A 16,381-nucleotide genomic window follows, 5' to 3' on the forward strand; every position below is an offset into this window, starting at 1 on the left:
CCATTATTATTTCAATTTAAACGTTTACCTTACTTCTGTATTTCTCAAATTCCGGTATGTCCGGCAACTCCTCTTCTTCCATGTATAGTTGTATGAAACGCGCAAAACGCCTGGCCTCATCCATATCACCGGGCATCAAGGAGACTCCACTTAACAGACTGGGTGAATTGGAATTGGAAATTATTATACTTGACACACATCCCAGCGAACCACGCCTGTAATAACGAATCGTGAGTTCAGCCTGACTATAAGGTATCGTTTCTTTTTTATGCAACAGAAGTCGTCCCGGTATAGTTACGGTCTTAGAAACACGATCAAAAACAATCCGTCGCCAAGGCTGTAGAATGGCACTTATCCATAGTGTAAGGATAATCAAGTACATCTCAAGAAGCAATAATATACTTCCATAATCTTTAGTTGTAAGGTTTGAAGGAGTTAAACCAGCGCAAACCGAAACTAAAAATATAAAGAGGCAGACCAGGAAACTCACCATTCTCACCGAGATGCCGTCATTATCAATAACAATCTGTTTGTCATCACACCGGCTTAAATATTCAGGCTCTACCGGAATCCCTGAAGAATCCGGTAACCATTGCGCATTTCCCGTACTTTCGCCATTTTTCAGAGAAATCCGAGTGGTCAGATTCCGGGCTGCTTTAAACAAGAGGTACATGAACAGGTAAATCCAACCGTTAATAGCTATCAATCCAAGTATGATATTGGTGAAAGTGTTACGTATATCTGACTCCGTGACAAATACAAGTAATGGGAAGAAAGATATGAATATTATGAATATTCCCCACAACATGATATGGGATTTGCATATACGCCACCTTTCTTTTCTCCTTTTCTTTCTCCACTCGGCCTCTCTACGCTTGACATCGGCTATGATTTCACGCCTCGATTGCTTGTTGCTCTTTTTTTCTGTTTTCTTCATGTCACCTTTTTTCTTGTTGTCATATTAGAAGCTGTATAGTGTTAAGATTCTTAAGAGTCCTATAACGATAAATGTTTTAAGTTTCATGTTACTTTGATTTTAAGTTCTGTATTCACGTGTGCTTTCCTGAAAGTCTTTTGTTCGTCACGTACCCAGCATAGTTCCCGATGTACTTTTATTTGCAAATATAGCAAAAGTGCCATTCATAAGGCATTATGAACAGCACTTTTTTTATTGTTTTCCAGCGAGATAAAACGGTTATATCTTCATCCCCCTGCCTTTCCTTTGCGGTTGTATAGGTCAGCGAATGTTCTGCCTTAACTTCTCAAATTGCTCTTTGAACCACTCGGCAATGGGCTTTCGGTCAATGGCAAGAACCAATCTCGTCCCGTCGGTCGGGTCTTTCAGCACTTGAAACCCTGCCTTTTCGGTTTTGAACTTCCGCTTGTGTTCCTCCGAATAGAGTTCCCCTTCATATTCCAACTGCTTTCCCTTGACGAGCGTTGCCGTCTGCCTTTCATCGAACCCGACAAGGCGGCATAGGTTTTCGATACGGAGCATTTCACGGAAATAGGGAAACCATGCCGCTGCCCTTGCAATTACCGCTTTCAGAAACGATATTTCCTCCTTGTGTTTCGCTTCCTTGTCCGCTATCTCCCTGCCGTGCTTCTGCTGCATTTCCTGTATCTCCCGGCTGTGGTCTGCCTGCATGGTCTGTATTCTATCTTGCAGGGCTTCGATGGTTTCCTCGTGGTCGGCTACCTCCCTATGCAGGGTGGTGTTCTCCCTCTCCAGCGTCTTGACCTTGTTACTGCCGAAAAAAGAACCGACGCTCTCAGCGATGTTGGCGGCTGCGGTAGTTGCTGCCCCTTTCAGCTTCTCGGTCTGTATCTCTTTTTTCGCCCGTCTTAATTCCTCCCGTGCCGTTTCTTTTTGCTGCTGCAAATCCACCACTTCCGCTTTCAGATTGTCGGCGAGTTTCTGTATGTCCCGATAATACTGCTGCGTGGACTTGTGGCGAGCCTTCGAACCGTCTATACCTCTTTGCAGCCCGTATTTCGCCATCGCTTCGGCATAGGTATCTTGGTAGGACTTTAATTTCAGCCGTGTCATAATATCGTCTGCGCACAGCCTTACGGTGTCTGTCGGCTTCTTGCGGTATCGCTTCTTCGTCTGCTCCTCCCTTTTCCTGCGCTTGCGCTCTCCCTTGACGATGGGAACGAGTGTAACGTGTATGTGCAGCGTTTCCTCGTCCCTGTGCAGGTGAGCCGCCACGATGTTCTCCTTTCCGAACGTGTCGGTGAAGTATTTCAGATTGTCGGCGCACCACTCGTCCAAACGCCCCTCCCTTTCGATGCGTTCCATGTCCTCGTGCGTTCCCGACACGTTGATTTGGATTGCCCGTACTTGGTTGTTTCCGATTTTGCGTGTCAGCCCAGCTTCTTCCAGTCTTCTCTGAATAGCTGCCGAACGGTCTTTTATCCCGTCGGGGTAGGCAACGAGTTTTCGGTTCAGGTGCGTTCGTGTGGGGTCTGCGTTCTTCGGGATGATGAAACGCTCGATGTGGGCGGTTGTTCCGCTGTCGGAACCGTGCGCCTTTTCCATGTGCAATACTACGAAACCCATATATTTTTCCTTTCTTTTTTAGCTTGTGAAACAATGATTCTTTGTATCTTCGGGGCGGCAAAGAGCCGTCTCCGACGGGGTGTGCAGAGGGGCTTGCCCCTTGCCTTATTGGGGAATTTTCAGCGATACGGAGTATTGCGGCTCGGAAAATTCCCTAATAAGCTACGGTATTTTCTCCGTAAATACCCTGCAGCGTGTCGGTGGTCTTTCTGTGGTGGCTCTCCCTGCCGCCTGCTTACCCGTATAACCCCACCTTATTATTTTCCCCTTTCGGTCGGTGGTGGGCGGCGGGGCGGTCGTTTCCGTTTTCAAAGGCTTCTTTGCACGGGGCGGTCGGATGCAAGGTTTAGGGGAAGAATACTACCCGAAGATGGGGTATCTATTACTGAATATTCCTACGATAGCAATGGTAGGCTAGTATCAGCTACAAACATAGAACAATACGATGGTAGCACACACACCAGTACTTATACTGTCACTTGGGGAACAAACAAAATCATTGAAAGCAGAAATGGAGAGGCAATCACATATACATTAGAAAATGGATTAATAACACATACTTCTGATAGTGACGGAGGGGATTTGGATAATACAGACTTTACTTATAATGCAAACAATCAGCTAGTAAAATTGCAATATGATGAAGAGGACTATCTGTCTTACACATGGTAAGGTGAAAAATTAACTAAAATGGCATGGAGCTTTAGCGATGAAGATATTCACGAATTGTCTTATAGCGGAAAAACTTGTAAAGGCTATCTTCCGATAGTGGTATGGAGTGTGGATGATTTGCGTCCGTTATTGGAAGCACATCCCGAATTGGCAGGAATGAGATGCAAACAACTTCCAGACAAAATATATAGTAAAGAGGAAATTTACGAAACTACAGAGCAATATACCTATACATTTGATAAAGACGGATATGTGGAAAGCTGTACTGAAGTATCTACTTACAAACGCCTAATAATAATGAAACAAGGACAGAAACTACAATTTATACTTTCACATGGGAATAGTCTAGTGAAACTATAACTAATGCAAAAATGGCACTATCCACAATTTTGTGTAAATAGAAAACTTCAGGATTCAGGTATTATACTTGAATCCTGTTTTCAAATATAGTAATAAATTGATTAAAAATCAATGCCCAATTCCAAATCGGTTGATACCATTTCTTTTCGATTTCTGCAATAGCCAGATAAACAGACTTCTTCAGAGCATCATCATTAGGGAATGATAGCTTATTTTTGGTATACTTTCTAATTTTACCATTCAGATTTTCAATAAGATTCGTTGTATAAATGATTTTTCTAATCTCAACAGGGAAGTCAAAGAATACGGTTAGTTCTTCCCAATTATTTCTCCATGAACGTATTGCATATGGATATTTGCTGCCCCATTTTCGCTCAAAGTTATCCAACTCCATCTTTGCCGCTTCTTTCGTGGGTACATTATAGATGTTCTTTAAATCAGAAGTAAACTCCTTTCTTTCTTTCTTTCCAGACCACATACCGACAGGAGTTTCTAATTTGATGTACCACACATATTTGGGTGGTAGAGGCAGGAAACACACTCTTGATAGTTTCTGTAAATCCATTCAGATTGTCAGTCACTGTGATCAGGATATCTTCTACGCCACGGGCTTTGAGATCCGTTAACACGCCCATCCAGAATGCGGCACTCTCATTTTTACCAACCCACATGCCCAATACCTCTTTGAAGCCCTCTTTGTTCAGGCCTACACATAAATAGACAGTCTTGTTGATAACTTTACCATTTTCCCTGACCTTGAATACGATGCCATCCATCCAAACAATCATGTATAAGCTTTCCAGAGGACGGTTCTGCCACTCTGAAGCAGCCTGGCTGACCTTATTGGTGATAATAGAAATGGCAGAGGTGGAGAGGTTGATGCCATATATTTCCTGCATTTCCGACTCAATGTCTGATACGCTCATTCCTTTGGCGTAAAGAGAAATAACAAGCCGTTCAATAGATAAACCCCGGGATTGATACTTAGGCACTACCACAGGCTCGAAGTTACCCTCTCGATCACGAGGAACCTGAATGACGGATTCACCCATCTCGGTTTGAATCTGTTTCTTATAACTGCCATTAAGTGAGTTACCGCTATGATCTCCTTGATTGGAGTGCTTTTCATAACCTAAATGGGTATCCATCTCACCTTCCAGCATTTGTTCATAAACACGAGTGTGAAGCTCCTTCATAAAAGCTGTCAAATCCTCACCTGTCTTAAATTGAGACAGAAACTCTTTACTTAAAAATTCTTTCGGAATGTCCATAATTCGTCTTTTTACAAAGTTAATAGATAAATAGAAAACTACAAGAAGAATCCCGTAGTTTTCTATTTACACAATCTTATGGACAGTCCCGCAAAAAGCCAGCCTATCCAATTACGGATAAGTTGGCTTTTTCAGTTCTAAACGTAACATTTAACGCTTTCTCTTTTTAGGCTTCTTACTAGTGGTAAGCCCATACACGCACTCTGGAAAATAAGTACGGAGAAATGCTTCATTCGCTAAACTATTATTTTAAATTATCAAGCACTTTTCTTATTGCTTCGTCCGCATGTTTCCTCATGAACTTCACGTAATTAAAAATAGGTCTATTCTTTTTTACTGATTGACCAATGTAGTATTCTAATATTTCAAGTGGAATTCCTATTTCAAAGCCGTGTTGCACAAATGATTTTCTCGCAGAATAATAGACTACTCTTTTATCTATTCCCTGAAGTGAAGCGAGCCTCTGTATTTCTTTTGTGATATAATTCCTAAAATTTACATATGAATATTTATATCCGAATTCAAGTTTTCCACTTTTATTTACCCATTTTTTTAATATCTCTTTTGCTTCGAATGGTATAGTGATGCTTATTCTTTTATCTCCGCGTTTTGTATGTGCAGTTTTCGTTCTAATATACTCTAATACACTTGCATTTTTAAAGTTTGCATTCATCAGATCAATAAGATTAATACCTCCTAGATAGTATGAAATCATAAATATGTCACGTGCAACACACAGAGATTTTTCTTTTACATTGCAATCGCGTATTTTCTTTAATTCTTCAACGGTTATATCTATCTCTCTTTCTTCTGAATGTGGCATTTCATAATAAGCGAATGGATCAACTTCGTATTTTATTATATTATCGCGTTTTGCAGCGTTTACAATAACTTTAAATCGCTTCATATGCATACTTATAGTTGTGTCTCCTAAATTCTTTTTTATTCTCAAAAATTTATCAAAGTCCTTAACGACAGCAGGACTGATTGCATCAAACATTATTTCCCCAACAAACCGTTCTTCAAAGTATCTTTTAGTATATTGATGTAATCCGGCTGTTCCGGTACGGCCTTCCTCGTTTAATTCATCTATGTATCCCTGCCATCTTTGTGAAACAGTAGTAGAAGAGGATTTATAACGAGAAAGATATTCACGTATTTGTGTTGCATTGAATGCATCCGTATTTATTTTGTCTACGGCATCTTGATATTCGTCTAAAATATCACGTAATTTTTTATTTATTGAGTCAGAGTTTTCGCATCCGACAACTCGACCGTTTTTAAACTGTTTTAAATTATTTATAGAAAATCGCGTAGCTAAGTAACGTGTCTCTCTTTTGTGGTTAATTGCTACTCTAATTTTGTGTGTTCCATCGGCTAAAACTTTTGCTGGAACAACGGCCAGTGATAATGAAATCATGATGTAAAAATTTATTGGGACAGGTTTCCGACAAGCACTTTTGCTCAAAATTGAGCTAAAAATGCATTTTTTTTAAATTTTTACTGCTTGTGGATGGTGATTTTTGATTAGTTAATCCTCTGCTTATCAGGTATTTAGAGGATGTGGAGCGTATCGGACTCGAACCGATCACCTCGACACTGCCAGTGTCGCGCTCTAGCCAGATGAGCTAACGCCCCTTATTTTATTCTGATAACGATTGCGGAACTTGTTCCTTTTTCGTGGCGCAAATATAATGTATTATTCTGAAATAATTGCTATGTTTGCGGAAAATAATAATCAAAAAAAGAAATATGCTTATCTATAATACAACATATCAAGTAGATGATGATATTAATGAAAATTTCCTGATATGGATCAGAGAGTGCTATATACCTGAAATAGAAAAGAATGGAATCTTAAAATTTCCTCGTATTTGTCGTGTCTTGAGTCATAGAGAAGATGGAACTTCTTATACTGTGCAATGGGAAGTTGAAAGTAGCAGTCTGTTGCATCGTTGGCATATGGAACAGGGAATGAAGCTCAATGATGAAATGATGAAGATATTTAAGGATAAGGTGGTAGGCTTCCCGACATTGATGGAGGTAATAGTGTGATTCAATCTGTCAAAGAGAAAATAATTTTGGGTATTGATCCCGGTACTACGATCATGGGATATGGGGTACTACGGGTAAAAGGGACAAAACCTGAAATGATCGCCATGGGAATTATTGACTTGCGGAAATTCAGAGATCACTACCTTAAATTGAGACATATTCATGAAAGGGTACTTAGTATAATTGAGAGTTATCTACCGGATGAACTTGCTATTGAAGCACCTTTCTTCGGAAAGAATGTACAATCAATGTTGAAATTAGGACGCGCTCAAGGAGTTGCAATGGCAGCGGCCTTGATACGGGATATTCCTATAACGGAATACGCACCGTTAAAAATAAAGATGGCCATAACCGGAAACGGACAGGCTTCAAAGGAGCAGGTCGCTGATATGCTACAAAGAATGTTACATTTATCCAAGGATGATATGCCTACTTTCATGGACGCAACGGATGGTTTGGCGGCTGCATATTGTCATTTTCTTCAAATGGGGCGTCCTGTCACAGAGAAAGGTTATCATGGATGGAAGGATTTTATTGCTAAAAATCCTAACAAGGTGAGATGAACGATAGGATATTAAAAAAATAAAACTTAAAAATTACTATACAATGAAGTTTAATTATCTAGCAGTAATAGGTGTCACTACAGCCACCATTATGAGTTGTACACCGGCAAAGAAGGAATATGCTTCTTATGAACTTTATCCCGTTCGTTCGGGTAGTTTGACGGAGATGGAATATACACCTGTTTCTACAAAATTTTCCCTTTGGGCGCCTACAGCCGACGAGGTGAGATTAATGTTGTTTGAAGCTGGAGAAGGTGGTCATGCTTACGAAACCGTACCTATGATATTAGGTGAGGAAGGAACTTGGACAGTAGCGGTGGATAAAGATCTGATGGGTAAATTTTACACTTTCAATGTAAAGGTTAATGATAAATGGCTTGGTGATACACCAGGTATCAATGCTAAAGCAGTCGGTGTGAACGGTAAGAGGGCTGCTATTATTGATATGAAAGCTACTGATCCTGAAGGTTGGGAGAATGACAGGCGTCCGGAATTAAAGTCTTCGGCAGATATAATTCTGTATGAAATGCATCATCGTGATTTTTCGGTCGATTCCACTTCAGGTGTCAAGAATAAAGGAAAATTTCTAGCTTTGACCGAACACGGTACGCTGAACCCGGATAAGCTTTTGACCGGTATCGACCATCTGATAGAATTGGGTGTGACACATGTGCATTTGCTTCCATCCTATGATTATGCTTCTGTGGATGAAACTAAACTGAATGATAATAAATACAATTGGGGATATGATCCGCAAAATTATAACGTACCGGATGGTTCCTATTCTACAGACCCTTATAATCCTTCTGTTCGCATAAAAGAATTCAAGCAGATGGTACAGGCATTACACAAAGCGGGTATCCGTGTAGTGCTTGATGTGGTATACAATCATACATTCAATACTTCCGAAAGCAATTTTGAACGGACGGCTCCGGGATATTTCTATCGTCAGAAGGAAGACGGAACATTTGCCAACGGTTCGGGTTGCGGTAATGAGACGGCCAGCAATCGTCCCATGATGCGTAAATACATGATTGAATCCGTACTCAATTGGATCGATGAGTATCATATAGATGGTTTCCGCTTTGATCTGATGGGCATACATGATATAGAAACTATGAATGAAATTCGTAAGGCAGTGGATAAGGTCGATCCTACGATCTATATTTACGGAGAAGGCTGGGCGGCTGAGGCTCCGAAATACCCCGCTGATTCATTGGCAATGAAAGCCAATGTCCATGAAATGCCAGGGATTGCCGCTTTCTCGGATGAATTGCGTGATGCTTTGAGAGGACCATTCAATGATGATCATAAAGGTGCTTTTCTTGCAGGACTTCCGGGGGGAGAGGAGAGTATGAAATTTGGCATTGTCGGAGCTATCAGCCATCCGCAGGTAAATAATGACTCGGTAAATTACAGTCAGGCTCCATGGGCATTACAGCCAACGCAAATGATTAGTTATGTGTCTTGTCATGACGATATGTGCTTGGTAGATAGATTGAAATCGAGTATTCCCGACATTACTCCTGAAACATTGGAGCAATTGGATAAACTGGCACAGACAGTAGTGTTTACTTCTCAGGGCGTACCTTTTATTTATGCAGGTGAAGAGGTGATGCGCGACAAGAAAGGTGTACATAATAGCTTTGAAAGTCCTGACTCTATTAATGCTATCGATTGGAGGCGTAAAACGACGAATGGAGATGTATTCATGTATTATAAACGTTTGATAGACCTTCGCAAATCTCATCCGGCCTTTAGAATGGGTGATGCAGAATTAGTTCGTAAGCATCTAGAATTTCTTCCTGTAGATGGAAGTAATTTGGTTGCTTTCCGTTTAAAAGATCACGCAAACGGGGATAGTTGGGAGGATATCATTGTCGCTTTCAATTCACGTAATACGTTGGCAAAGCTATCTGTACCCGAGGGAAAATATACGATAGTTTGTAAAGATGGAATAATCGATAGTCGTGGTCTTGGCATTTTATATGGACCGGAGGTTAGCATACCGGCACAATCTGCTTTGATTATCTACAAATAGAAATCAATGTTATAAACATTATATAAGTAGAGCGGGGCGTAGGAGTATGTAACCCCGCTTTTTTATGGTTTAGAACGTTTGTACAGCTAACAGATAAATATTGTGATAGGCTTAAAACAAGCTTTTGATTTGTTTATTCTTCGTCAAGAAAGCATCTAGACAGGAACTGACAATAAGCATTCTGCAGTGTTTTCCAATCTATGCCTTTATATATAAAGTGGGTTGATTCCGGTAAGCGTATGATTTGGAGGTGTTTTGGAGAGACTTTTTGCTTAAACACCTTTATGCTGGAGCTGCTGACCAGTTCATCTTTGTCTGCATGAAAAACTAATATGGGAATAGATATATGATGTAAACACTTTCTAGTTTTATGTATCAGACGGAACAAATCTATGATTCTAGGGATCCACAATAAATAGGCCAATATGAAACAAGGTGCAACACTGCTGGCTTGAAGCAAAGCATATGCCGGATCGTTTTCTGAAATCTTTCGAGAGAAGCCTATCTTAAGATTGTTTATTATAGCCCTCTTTGTTACCCATACATGTAAAGGCGAGTCTATGGCTACTATACCAATAATTTGTTTTGGATCGTCTACAAATGTAATAATAGAAAGTAGTGTTCCCATTGAGTGACCTACGAGTATTATTTTTTTGTACTCTTTCTTGAAATGGGCAACTTGGGTGCTTACATGCTTAATCCATTTCTTACTGCTGCTTTGTGCAAAATCTCTTCCTGACCCGCCATGTCCAGGAAGTAGGAGAGAGGCTGCTGAATATCCTGAATTATAGGTTACTTCCATTAATCTTAAAAACTGACCGGGACCTTCTACAATGCCATGTATAAAGATAACTACATTGGTTGCATCCTTCAATTTTACATGCTTTGGCTTATGGTAATCAGCATTTAGGTTCATTTGAGACGTTTTTAAATTAAAGGATGGATAAACCAGAAACAGGAGCCTTTACCGGGTTCTGATTCCACTCCTAATTCTCCGCCCAATTGAGCAGCGATACTTTGGCAAATGGAGAGTCCCAATCCGGTTCCGGGAATAAAGTTGTTCAGTTTAACAAAACGTTTGAAAATATCCTTTTGTTTTTGGGGGGCTATTCCCATCCCTGTATCTTTTACATAAAACTTGACATCGTTTCCTTCTATTTCATATCCCACGGTAATACTTCCTTCTGATGTGAATTTTATAGCATTGGTCACAAAATTCATCAATACCTGATGTAGTCTGTTTTTGTCACTTGTGAAATACAATTCGGGCAGATAGGGAGATAGACAGAGTTCTACATTTTCTTCTGTTTTTATCCGTAAACTGTTTACAAGATCTGTGCAAAGTTGTCGTGCATCGACTTTCACGGGACACATTTCAAAAGTACCCGATTCAATTTTAGACAAGTCGAGAATATCTGAAATAAGCTGCAGCAATAGTTTATTGTTTTCCTCCACGATGTTTATGTATTGTCTTTTTTCTTCAGGATCATTTGTTTCCTGTAATAAGCTGGAGAATCCTACGATGGCATTGAGTGGAGTGCGTATTTCATGGCTCATGTTTGCAAGGAATGCCGATTTTAATCGATCGGATTCTTCGGCTCGTTCTTTGGCGTTGATCAGCATTCTTTCCGTTTCTTTCAATTCGGTTATATCATAATTGATGCATAACATTTCAATGATATTATCTTCCGGACGATAATTTCTTACTAATACATTAATGCGTGTCCAGGTATAATGTTCGTCTTCTCGAAGGATACGGACATCCCGACATAATTTAGAAGCGGTTCCACGGACCACTTTGTCGAGGAAGCTAAGTATGACTGCACGGTCTTCGGGATGGAAATGTGCATGAACACCTATAATTTCCGGCAGTGGAGTGCCTTCCCTTTCTCCTACGTTTTTATACCAACTTTTTAGGGCATATCCGTCCCGGCTGAGGGCATCGAAATGAGCATAACCTACTTTAGCGTAATCTCCGACCAGATCGAAGAAGCTCTTGAACTTCTGGATTTTGTTGTAAGCTACCGTATTTTCTGTCTTATCTACGTTGATTAATAAATAGTTGGTTAATATTTCTTCATCATCATAGAGTGCTGTTGCTTTAGTAGTCAGATCAATGGTGCCTTTATTACAATGGTTTATATAGTATCCGTTCAACTTTGAAAAGTCATAACGAAATGTGAAATCCACTTCTTCATGATTCTTTAATTTCCATTTCATTTCTTCCGGAAACAGTGGATTATCAAACAAGTTTATTCCAATAATGTCTTCTTTGGCGGAGATATAAAACATTTCCATGTCTTTCCGGTTAAGGTCGATCATATAGCCGTCTTTGTCATAAAGTTCTATACCAATCGGTATGTTATTATAGATATTGTTCAATATTCGTTCACTGTCTTGAAGAGCCTTGTAAATAGAAGCATTGTCAGCATGGTCTTCCACTTCGGATATTCCATATACCTTGGTGTTGCCGGACTCATCAGTTTCGTAGTAACAAACTTTACTGCGTACCCAAACGGTTCCCTTAGAAGTGCTGAGAAGATAAACAGCATCATCCGTCATCTGTACTTTTTCAAAAAGGGTGGTATGCGAATGACGCAGGTTTTCTTTCAATACCCTTTTGTTAAAGTCTGTAAAACTTATCATTCCGTCATCTCCAAGTTCCAATAGTTTGGCGATAAACTCGGAGCAGTAGTAAACTTCAGATTTCATGTCTGCTTCCCACCATCCCATGTTTGCATGGTCCATTAGTTTAGTGAGGAATTTGCTGGATAATTGTTCGCTTGTCTTCAAAATCTTGGCTCTATTTAATGACGAATGTTTGTAGGTGTAAAAGTAAGCAATTTGATTGAAAAAAAAATGAAGTGAGTCATTATTTTTTAGATGCTTTCAACTCTCCTGTGCATAATGAACTTTGCGCTCTTCCAATGTGTTGTATTAATAAATAGAAAGGAGATTGAAGAATGAAAAAAATAGTTTTGCTCCGTCATGGAGAGAGTGCATGGAATAAAGAAAATCGTTTTACCGGTTGGACGGATGTAGATCTGACTGAGAAGGGAATCGAAGAGGCAAATAAGGCGGGCGTACTGTTGAAGGAAAACGGTTTTGAATTTGATAAAGCTTATACTTCTTATCTGAAACGTGCTGTCAAAACATTGAACTGTGTATTAGATAAACTCGATCAGGATTGGATTCCAGTGGAGAAAACTTGGCGCTTGAATGAGAAACATTATGGTGATTTACAGGGTCTGAATAAGGCGGAAACTGCCGCTAAATATGGAGATGAACAGGTATTGGTATGGCGTCGTAGCTATGATGTTGCACCCCATGCTCTTGCAGAAGATGATCGAAGGAATCCCTGTTTTGATCCTCGTTACCGGGAAGTTCCCAATAGAGAGTTGCCTCGTACTGAATCGCTTAAAGAAACCATAGAACGGATTATGCCTTACTGGGAATGCATTATTTTCCCAAATCTTATGACAGCGGATCAACTGCTTATAGTAGCCCATGGAAATAGTTTGCGTGCCATCATTAAGCATTTGAAACACATCTCCGATGAAGAGATTGTGAAACTGAACCTTCCGACAGCGGTCCCCTATGTTTTCGAATTCGATGATGACCTAAATCTAGTGAATGATTATCTGTTGGGTGATCCTGAAGAAATACGAAAACTGATGGAAGCGGTTGCCAATCAGGGAAAAAAGAAATAATACGAACTAATTAATTATTATCATTATGAGTAAAATAACAGATTTACTGGGTGACAAGGTTTCCTATTACCTTGATCACACTTGCAAAACCATAGATAAGTCGATGATTCACGTCCCTTCACCTGAGACGATCGATCGTATCTGGATCGACACAGATCGTAATATACAAACTCTTCGTAGTTTGCAGACCATTCTCGGGCATGGACGGTTGGCAAATACAGGATATGTATCCATACTACCTGTCGATCAGGATATTGAACATACTGCAGGCGCTTCATTTGCTCCCAATCCGATTTATTTTGATCCTGAAAATATTGTGAAGTTGGCTATTGAAGGCGGATGCAATGCGGTTGCTTCTACTTTTGGTATCTTAGGTGCGGTGGCACGTAAATATGCCCATAAGATTCCTTTTGTGGTGAAACTGAATCATAACGAACTGTTGAGTTATCCCAATACATACGATCAAGTGATGTTTGGTACAGTGAAAGAAGCTTGGAATATGGGAGCAGTAGCTGTAGGTGCTACTATTTACTTTGGTTCAGAACAGAGTCGTCGTCAGTTGGTGGAAATAGCCGATGCTTTTGAATATGCACATGAATTAGGGATGGCTACCATCTTGTGGTGCTATCTCCGTAACAGCAGTTTTAAGAAAGATGGAATAGATTATCACGCTGCAGCCGACCTTACCGGTCAGGCCGACCGACTTGGTGTTACTATCAAGGCGGATATCGTCAAACAGAAACTCCCTGATAATAACGGTGGCTTTAAAGCCATTGGTTTCGGAAAGACAGACGACCGTATGTATTCTCAGCTGGCTTCCGAACATCCGATCGACCTTTGTCGTTATCAGGTAGCCAATGGATATATGGGACGTGTCGGTCTCATCAATTCAGGTGGAGAGTCTCATGGTTCTTCCGATTTGAGAGAAGCAGTTATTACGGCTGTAATCAATAAACGTGCCGGGGGCATGGGATTGATCAGTGGACGTAAAGCTTTCCAAAAGCCAATGAATAAAGGTGTTGAATTATTAAATTCCATACAGGATGTCTATCTTGATCCGGCTGTTACGATAGCTTGATATTACTTGCAATTTTACCGCCTTGGTCTTAAAGTATTACTGAAAAACCAAGGCGTTTTTTTATGATTGTTGGTTTGATAATTCTCCAATAGGTAATTATCATTAATCCGAATACTGATAAACTTTCAATTCGAATTTTGGAACCATTGCAAACAAATGGTCGAAAATGTCCGATTGAATACGTTCATATTCTTTCCATATCTTATTGCGTGAAAAGAAATAGACTTGTATGGGTACGCCATATTCAGTGGCTTCTAACTGGCTGATGATTAAATCCAAATCTTGATTGACAACCGGTAGGCTGCATAAATAACGTTCAATGTATACTCGATAAACTTGGGAATTAGTAGGTATTACCCCCTCATCCGGTTTATAATCGGCTAAAAGGGGTATCTCTTTTCGGAAGGTATCTAGCATATCCGGTGTACAGAATTTTAGCGTGGTAAGGTCTAAAGTGATACTTTTCATTACTCGTCTACCACCTGATTCCACCATTCCTCTCCAGTTCTGGAAAGGATTACTTACCAATGTGTAGGGTGGGACGGTCGAAATGGTATTATCAAAATTCTGTATTTTTACTGTATTCAAGGTGATTTCCTGTACGATTCCGTTTGCACTTCCTGAGGGAAGTGTGATCCAATCACCAATGTGTAACATGTCATTGGCGGATAACTGAATGCCTGCTACGAATCCTAAAATGGTGTCTTTGAATACGAGCATCAATATAGCTGCTGATGCACCCAGACCGGCAAAAAGTGTAGCTGGAGATTTGTTTACGATGATAGCAATGATGATGATACCTCCTACGAAAAACAGCAATACCTGTAATACCTGTATGAACCCTTTCATTGGACGGTTTTTAGTAGATTTTTTTGCTTCATATATATCCATGATCATGAGCAGTAGTCCGTTCAATGCGAGTAGGAGAGAGATTATAATAAAGATGGCACACGCTTTTTGTGAAATCAATAATAGTTCTTTTCCGTGTACAAAAGCTATTGGCAATAATAGATAGACTAAAATTCCGGGAATAGTATGTATCAGATGATGGAATACTTTTCTTTTCATTAATAAGGTATTCCATAAGTGAGGTGAGCGGCGGGTATATCTTTTCATTCCGCCAACTAATATCCATTGGCAGAGATAATTCAGGCCGATAGCCAGGAAAACCATTAATACAGCGATAATAGCCTCATCGAATGTGTTGGCGATTTTAGGGTCTACTCCCCATCCGATGAGGATTTTGTTCATCCAGTTACCTAAATCCATTGTTATATCTTTTTATTTGTACAGATATAACAATGGATTCGGTTAAATAGTTTATGAGTAGGGGTGATCTATCCGTTTACTTTCTTATAGTCTTCTAGGAATTTTTTCAGACCGGCATCTGTAAGGGGATGATTGAGTAAACCTTTGATTGCACTTAATGGACAAGTTGCGACATCAGCACCAGCTTTTACACATTCCATGATGTGCTTGGTGTTTCGGATAGATGCAGCCAGTACTTGGGTCTTGTAATTATAATATCTATAGAAATTCACAATGTCGGCTACCACTTCCACTCCGTTTTCACAAATGTCATCCAGACGACCTACAAAGGGGGAGACATAAGTTGCACCTGCTTTGGCGGCCATTAAGGCTTGTCCTGTGGAAAATACCAGCGTGCAATTGGTTCTTATTCCTTTTTCAGTGAAATATTTGATTGCTTTGATGCCGTCGGCAATACATGGTACTTTCACGACAATATGTGGGTTTAGGGCAGCCAGTTCTTCGCCTTCACGGATCATGCCCTCATAATCGGTAGCTATTACTTCTGCACTGACATCGCCATTGACAATATTGCAGATTTCTACGTAATGTTTCCGTTGATTTTCAGTCCCTTTGATTCCTTCTTTTGCCATGAGGGAAGGGTTTGTGGTTACTCCGTCAAGTACGCCCAGTGCGTATGCCTCGCGTATTTGTTCCAAATTGGCTGTATCGATAAAAAATTTCATAACTTATAAAGTTTTAATGGTTAACTATTTAACGTCCAAAGATAAGCATTTGTTTGAGTTTAGACAATATTACC

14 protein-coding genes, 1 tRNA gene and 1 pseudogene are annotated in these 16,381 nt (G+C 40.1%); 7 read left to right on the forward strand and 9 right to left on the reverse strand.

Annotated features, from left to right (window positions below; genetic code table 11):
• Positions 1-16 precede the first annotated feature (16 nt).
• Entirely contained in the window at positions 17-937 is a 921-nt protein-coding gene (gene bfi2, locus H8744_RS11305; protein WP_262434926.1) for a Bf21 family immunity protein, read from the reverse strand.
• Between the two features lie 300 nt (positions 938-1,237).
• The gene (mobV, locus tag H8744_RS11310; RefSeq protein WP_305067366.1) at positions 1,238-2,563 is read right to left on the reverse strand and encodes a MobV family relaxase; all 1,326 of its coding nucleotides are present in this window, start codon (positions 2,561-2,563) and stop codon (positions 1,238-1,240) included.
• 33 nt (positions 2,564-2,596) lie between these two features.
• Between mobV and H8744_RS11315 the strand changes: the two genes are divergently transcribed.
• Together H8744_RS11315 and H8744_RS11320 are read left to right on the forward strand one after the other, a co-directional pair.
• Entirely contained in the window at positions 2,597-3,235 is a 639-nt protein-coding gene (locus H8744_RS11315) for a hypothetical protein (RefSeq protein ID WP_262434927.1), read from the forward strand.
• A gap of 18 nt (positions 3,236-3,253) precedes the next feature.
• Complete coding sequence (locus H8744_RS11320; RefSeq protein WP_262434928.1) at positions 3,254-3,595, forward strand: hypothetical protein; 342 nt, start codon at positions 3,254-3,256, stop codon at positions 3,593-3,595.
• A gap of 61 nt (positions 3,596-3,656) precedes the next feature.
• On the opposite strand, the pseudogene H8744_RS11330 reads toward H8744_RS11320, so the two are convergent.
• The 3 genes and pseudogenes from H8744_RS11330 to H8744_RS11340 form a co-directional block, all read right to left on the reverse strand.
• Positions 3,657-4,866: pseudogene (locus H8744_RS11330) on the reverse strand (IS256 family transposase).
• A gap of 244 nt (positions 4,867-5,110) precedes the next feature.
• Entirely contained in the window at positions 5,111-6,286 is a 1,176-nt protein-coding gene (locus H8744_RS11335; RefSeq protein ID WP_262434931.1) for a tyrosine-type recombinase/integrase, read from the reverse strand.
• Between the two features lie 144 nt (positions 6,287-6,430).
• A tRNA-Ala gene (locus H8744_RS11340) sits at positions 6,431-6,504 on the reverse strand.
• Positions 6,505-6,618: 114 nt separating this feature from the next.
• Between H8744_RS11340 and H8744_RS11345 the strand changes: the two genes are divergently transcribed.
• Genes H8744_RS11345 through pulA form a run of 3 tightly spaced genes read left to right on the forward strand, consistent with a single transcriptional unit; the run spans position 6,619 to position 9,525 of the window.
• Positions 6,619-6,921, forward strand: coding sequence for a DUF4286 family protein (locus H8744_RS11345; protein ID WP_262434932.1), 303 nt, complete (start codon positions 6,619-6,621; stop codon positions 6,919-6,921).
• The gene (gene ruvC / locus H8744_RS11350; RefSeq protein ID WP_262434933.1) at positions 6,918-7,484 is read left to right on the forward strand and encodes a crossover junction endodeoxyribonuclease RuvC; all 567 of its coding nucleotides are present in this window, start codon (positions 6,918-6,920) and stop codon (positions 7,482-7,484) included. Before H8744_RS11345 ends, ruvC begins: the two co-directional genes overlap by 4 nt.
• Before the next feature lie 43 nt (positions 7,485-7,527).
• Entirely contained in the window at positions 7,528-9,525 is a 1,998-nt protein-coding gene (gene pulA / locus H8744_RS11355) for a type I pullulanase (protein WP_262434934.1), read from the forward strand.
• A gap of 133 nt (positions 9,526-9,658) precedes the next feature.
• Here the strand turns inward: pulA and H8744_RS11360 are convergent, their stop codons facing one another.
• Complete coding sequence (locus tag H8744_RS11360; RefSeq protein ID WP_262434935.1) at positions 9,659-10,441, reverse strand: alpha/beta hydrolase; 783 nt, start codon at positions 10,439-10,441, stop codon at positions 9,659-9,661.
• Between the two features lie 11 nt (positions 10,442-10,452).
• Positions 10,453-12,273 carry a PAS domain-containing sensor histidine kinase gene (locus tag H8744_RS11365; RefSeq protein ID WP_262434936.1) on the reverse strand — a complete coding sequence of 607 codons (1,821 nt, stop codon included), beginning with the start codon at positions 12,271-12,273 and terminating at the stop codon, positions 10,453-10,455.
• Positions 12,274-12,488: 215 nt separating this feature from the next.
• Here H8744_RS11365 and gpmA point away from each other — a divergent pair, with 215 nt between their 5' ends.
• Together gpmA and H8744_RS11375 are read left to right on the forward strand one after the other, a co-directional pair.
• Positions 12,489-13,235, forward strand: coding sequence for a 2,3-diphosphoglycerate-dependent phosphoglycerate mutase (gene gpmA / locus H8744_RS11370; protein ID WP_262434937.1), 747 nt, complete (start codon positions 12,489-12,491; stop codon positions 13,233-13,235).
• Positions 13,236-13,260: 25 nt separating this feature from the next.
• A complete protein-coding gene (locus H8744_RS11375) occupies positions 13,261-14,313 on the forward strand; it encodes a class I fructose-bisphosphate aldolase (protein WP_262434938.1) in 1,053 nt (350 codons plus the stop codon).
• Positions 14,314-14,415: 102 nt separating this feature from the next.
• Here H8744_RS11375 and H8744_RS11380 read toward each other — a convergent pair whose 3' ends face one another.
• Positions 14,416-15,582: a mechanosensitive ion channel family protein gene (locus H8744_RS11380; RefSeq protein ID WP_262434939.1), complete on the reverse strand. Its 1,167-nt coding sequence runs from the start codon at positions 15,580-15,582 to the stop codon at positions 14,416-14,418.
• Positions 15,583-15,650: 68 nt separating this feature from the next.
• Positions 15,651-16,307: a fructose-6-phosphate aldolase gene (fsa, locus tag H8744_RS11385; RefSeq protein ID WP_262434940.1), complete on the reverse strand. Its 657-nt coding sequence runs from the start codon at positions 16,305-16,307 to the stop codon at positions 15,651-15,653.
• Between the last annotated feature and the right edge of the window lie 74 nt (positions 16,308-16,381).

Origin of the sequence: Jilunia laotingensis (assembly GCF_014385165.1) — a bacterium.
In the GTDB taxonomy this organism is placed as follows: Bacteria; Bacteroidota; Bacteroidia; order Bacteroidales; family Bacteroidaceae; genus Bacteroides; species Bacteroides laotingensis.

Excerpts from the sequence above, each read along its gene's own strand:
- H8744_RS11360 (WP_262434935.1), bottom strand. The coding sequence starts at position 10,441 with ATGAACCTAAATGCTGATTACCATAAGCCAAAGCATGTAAAATTGAAG.
- mobV (WP_305067366.1), bottom strand. The coding sequence starts at position 2,563 with ATGGGTTTCGTAGTATTGCACATGGAAAAGGCGCACGGTTCCGACAGC.
- H8744_RS11320 (WP_262434928.1), top strand. The coding sequence starts at position 3,254 with ATGGCATGGAGCTTTAGCGATGAAGATATTCACGAATTGTCTTATAGC.
- H8744_RS11315 (WP_262434927.1), top strand. The coding sequence starts at position 2,597 with ATGATTCTTTGTATCTTCGGGGCGGCAAAGAGCCGTCTCCGACGGGGT.
- H8744_RS11365 (WP_262434936.1), bottom strand. The coding sequence starts at position 12,273 with ATGGACCATGCAAACATGGGATGGTGGGAAGCAGACATGAAATCTGAA.
- H8744_RS11375 (WP_262434938.1), top strand. The coding sequence starts at position 13,261 with ATGAGTAAAATAACAGATTTACTGGGTGACAAGGTTTCCTATTACCTT.
- pulA (WP_262434934.1), top strand. The coding sequence starts at position 7,528 with ATGAAGTTTAATTATCTAGCAGTAATAGGTGTCACTACAGCCACCATT.
- bfi2 (WP_262434926.1), bottom strand. The coding sequence starts at position 937 with ATGAAGAAAACAGAAAAAAAGAGCAACAAGCAATCGAGGCGTGAAATC.
- fsa (WP_262434940.1), bottom strand. The coding sequence starts at position 16,307 with ATGAAATTTTTTATCGATACAGCCAATTTGGAACAAATACGCGAGGCA.
- gpmA (WP_262434937.1), top strand. The coding sequence starts at position 12,489 with ATGAAAAAAATAGTTTTGCTCCGTCATGGAGAGAGTGCATGGAATAAA.
- H8744_RS11345 (WP_262434932.1), top strand. The coding sequence starts at position 6,619 with ATGCTTATCTATAATACAACATATCAAGTAGATGATGATATTAATGAA.
- H8744_RS11335 (WP_262434931.1), bottom strand. The coding sequence starts at position 6,286 with ATGATTTCATTATCACTGGCCGTTGTTCCAGCAAAAGTTTTAGCCGAT.
- H8744_RS11380 (WP_262434939.1), bottom strand. The coding sequence starts at position 15,582 with ATGGATTTAGGTAACTGGATGAACAAAATCCTCATCGGATGGGGAGTA.